The organism is Bradyrhizobium sp. CFUWI (assembly GCF_056429085.1).
In genome coordinates this window covers 1-426 of the sequence record NZ_JBWJZE010000235.1, presented here as the reverse complement: position 1 = coordinate 426, position 426 = coordinate 1, and the positions used below count along the sequence as shown (strand labels likewise).

Genomic DNA, 426 nt, shown 5'->3' with positions numbered 1-426 from the left:
GTGCATTCTGAAGACAGGGGATACAGGCGCCGCGTATCGCGCTATCGCGCGACGGTACGAGGCTGACGAGAGGGACGAAGGCCATGCGCCGACATCGTGAAAAGCATCGCATCAACCGCACCGGCTGGCTGCGCGCGGCGGTGCTGGGCGCCAATGACGGCATCCTGTCGACCGCCAGCCTCGTGGTCGGCGTCGGTGCAAGCGGTGCGGATCGCCATGCGATCCTCATCGCCGGCGTCGCAGGTCTTGTTGCCGGCGCCTTTTCGATGGCGGCCGGCGAATATGTCTCCGTCAGCTCGCAGGCCGATCTCGAGGCTGCCGATCTGGCGCAGGAACATGCCGAGCTGGCCGACGACCCGCATGGCGAGGAGGCGGAGCTTGCCGCCATTCATCATGCGCGCGGACTGAGCTGGGAAACGGCACGGC

The 426-nt window shown here is 66.9% G+C and carries 1 protein-coding gene; it reads left to right on the top strand.

The annotated features are described in order from the left end of the window. Nucleotides 1-83 precede the first annotated feature (83 nt). On the top strand, nucleotides 84-426 hold a 343-nt coding region (locus AC066S_RS39595), incomplete at its 3' end, for a VIT1/CCC1 transporter family protein (protein ID WP_478272028.1).